Source organism: Candidatus Jordarchaeum sp. (genome assembly GCF_052745115.1).
Genome location: NZ_JBRAKS010000446.1, coordinates 1 through 2,766 on the forward strand (window position 1 = coordinate 1; position 2,766 = coordinate 2,766).

Annotated in this window: 4 protein-coding genes; all 4 read left to right on the plus strand. The window is 37.4% G+C overall.

The annotated features are described in order from the left end of the window. A partial coding sequence (locus ACUVXA_RS19300; protein ID WP_445872921.1) for a carbohydrate ABC transporter permease occupies nucleotides 1–284 on the plus strand: 284 nt, incomplete at its 5' end. 22 nt (nucleotides 285–306) lie between these two features. Beyond that, nucleotides 307–1,389: an ABC transporter ATP-binding protein gene (locus tag ACUVXA_RS19305; protein WP_445872922.1), complete on the plus strand. Its 1,083-nt coding sequence runs from the start codon at nucleotides 307–309 to the stop codon at nucleotides 1,387–1,389. 23 nt (nucleotides 1,390–1,412) lie between these two features. Further along, nucleotides 1,413–2,501 (plus strand): ABC transporter ATP-binding protein, encoded by a 1,089-nt coding sequence (locus tag ACUVXA_RS19310; RefSeq protein WP_445872923.1) that lies wholly within the window; start codon nucleotides 1,413–1,415, stop codon nucleotides 2,499–2,501. Between the two features lie 30 nt (nucleotides 2,502–2,531). Then, nucleotides 2,532–2,714: a hypothetical protein gene (locus tag ACUVXA_RS19315; protein WP_445872924.1), complete on the plus strand. Its 183-nt coding sequence runs from the start codon at nucleotides 2,532–2,534 to the stop codon at nucleotides 2,712–2,714. Nucleotides 2,715–2,766 lie beyond the last annotated feature (52 nt).

The following is a 2,766-nucleotide window of genomic DNA, read 5'->3' on the forward strand; positions in this document are numbered from 1 at the left end:
AATTTATTAACATAACTCTGCCTCTTTCAGCTCCAATATTAATCCTTGCAGTTTTATTTCGACTTATGGACACAATTAAACAGTTTGACCTGATTTATACACTTACTGGAGGAGGTCCCGGAGACGCTACCCAGACCGTATCCTTTGCACTTTACAAAACTGCTTTTCAATACTTTTATACTGGTGAGGGTTCGGCATGGGCTTTCATTCTTTTAATTATCATCATAGGTTTAAGCTCTATATTGATCAAGTTGTTAAATTATCTATCAGAAAGAAGCAAGTAATATCATCTCTGTGAGGATTTTCATGGCAAGGATTACACTTGAAAATCTGAAAAAATACTATGGAAATGTCAAAGCTGTTGATGACATCAATTTTACGGTAAAGGATAGGGAGTTTGTTGTTTTTCTAGGGCCTTCCGGGTGTGGAAAAACAACAACTCTTCGCTGTATTGCTGGTCTTGAGGGCGTTACAGAGGGGAATATTTACTTCGATGGAAGAAGGGTGAATAATCTTGGCCCCGCAGAGAGGAATATCGCAATGGTTTTTCAGTTTTATGCCCTATACCCTCATCTGAATGCATATAGAAATATAGTGTTCCCACTAAGGGCTCAGGGGATGCCAAAGACAGAGATTAAGAAAAAAGTGAAATGGGTTTCCAGCATACTCAAGATTGAAGGATTATTAAATAGAAAAATCTCTGAGCTACCCGACGGTGATAAGCAGAAGGTTGCCCTAGCCAGGGCGATAGTTAGAAATCCTCATGTGCTCCTTCTGGACGAACCTTTAAGTGCTCTTGATGAAAGGTTCAGGGAGCAGATGAGGCTTGAATTTCTAAAAATTCAGAAGGCTTTAAATGTAACAACTGTTTATGTCACCCATGACCAGCGTGAAGCAATGACGCTTGCAGACCGAATTGTGGTCATGAGGGATGGAAAGATTATTGAAACCGGTGAACCTGAAAGTCTCTATGAAATGCCACAGAATCTTTTCACGGGATATTTTATAGGGAGCCCAGGGATGAACTTTTTTAATTGCTTTATTAAGCCAAATGGTGATGTTTTTTGTGAGGATGTACTCCCTGTTCATTTTTCAGTTTCGATTTCCAAAAAGTTAAAAACTTACAAGCTTTCTAATTTAATTTTTGGCATTAGACCAGAATACCTCTTTTTTAGTGATAAACCTGATAAGACGAGTAATTTTTTTGCGGTAAAACTTGTAAATATTGAAGTAATCCAACAGGTTTTATACGGTAATTTCTACATTGATGACAAACTTTATAAATGTTGCATCGAGGAAGGAGAACCCACAGATTATGAGGGATATGTGGTCGCAAGTGATGAAAAGGTAAGATTGTATGATCCGGAGAATGGCAAAATTTTAATCTGATTTGAAGGATAAGGTTCCGTGCCATGTTAAAACTTCATAATATTACAAAAAGTTATGGCGAAGTGAAGGCACTTAAAGAACTAAGTATTGAACTTAATGAAGGAGAGATATTTGTTTTATTAGGGCCAACCGGGGCGGGAAAAACTACTACACTAAAGATTACGGCTGGTTTGTTAAAACCAGACTATGGTAAGGTGTATTTCAATGGTATTGATGTGACAGAAGTTCCACCTGCTTTTCGTGATGTAGCTTTCGTTTTTGAGAATTACAACCTTATTCCCATATACAATGTATATGATAATATTGCATTTGCATTAAGATCAAGGATCACACGGGTTGATGATACTGAGATTGATAGAAGGGTAAATGCATATTCCAGAGACCTCCATATAAACCATCTTCTTGATCGGCGTACAAACACCCTTAGCGGGGGGGAGATACAAAGGGTGGCGCTTGCAAGAGCCCTTGTAAGACAGGCAAGTCTAAACCTATTTGATGAACCCCTTTCGAATCTGGACTTAAAACTGAGAGAGGAGCTAAGGGTTGAGTTTAAAGAGCTTCATAAGAAATATCAAAGCACAATATTTTATGTAACCCATGACCATGACAGTGCGGTTTCAATTGCAGACAGGATTGGTATTATTAATGAAGGTGTACTTTATCAGATAGATACGCCTGACAACCTCATAAAAGACCCAGATAATGTTATTGTAGCGATTTTAATAAACTCTCCTGCGATAAACATCATTGATTGCTTTCTTGAGGGTAAAACATTATTTCTAAAACAAAATACCCCGGTTTATGAGCTGACCGGTGCTGAAATGGACAAAATAGAAAGACAGACAAGGGAAAAAGAGTTACAGATCGGTATTAAGCCCAGAAGTATTGGTATTGGGAAGCGCAAGGAGAACCTCAATTTTTCGGCAAAGATACTTCATATTGAGTATCAGGGATATAATAAAGTTATTAATGTTGATTTACTTGGTATTAACATCAGGATTCTGACAAACGAAAAGGTTGCCAGGGGATATGGCGATCTTTTAGATATTAACTTTCCAAAGAAGGAAGTTTTTATATTCAATAAAAAGGATGGTAGGAGGGTAAGATACTAATAATTTGCGATTAAACAGGGGTAATCCATCATGGAAAAAAAGAAACTCATTACAAAAAAATTTCTTAACAGACTCGATATTGTGGCTCTTGTAGGGATACTTGTTGGGATAGTTTTCATTGGACAACCCCTGAGTAAATTAATCTTCGTGATTGCCTTTCCAACTATTTTAATTTTCACTGCCATTCATATGGTTGTTGACCATTTTATTTAATCACTCATTTATAACTATCACCTTGACTGATCTGAAGGGGTCGGCCTGGAGT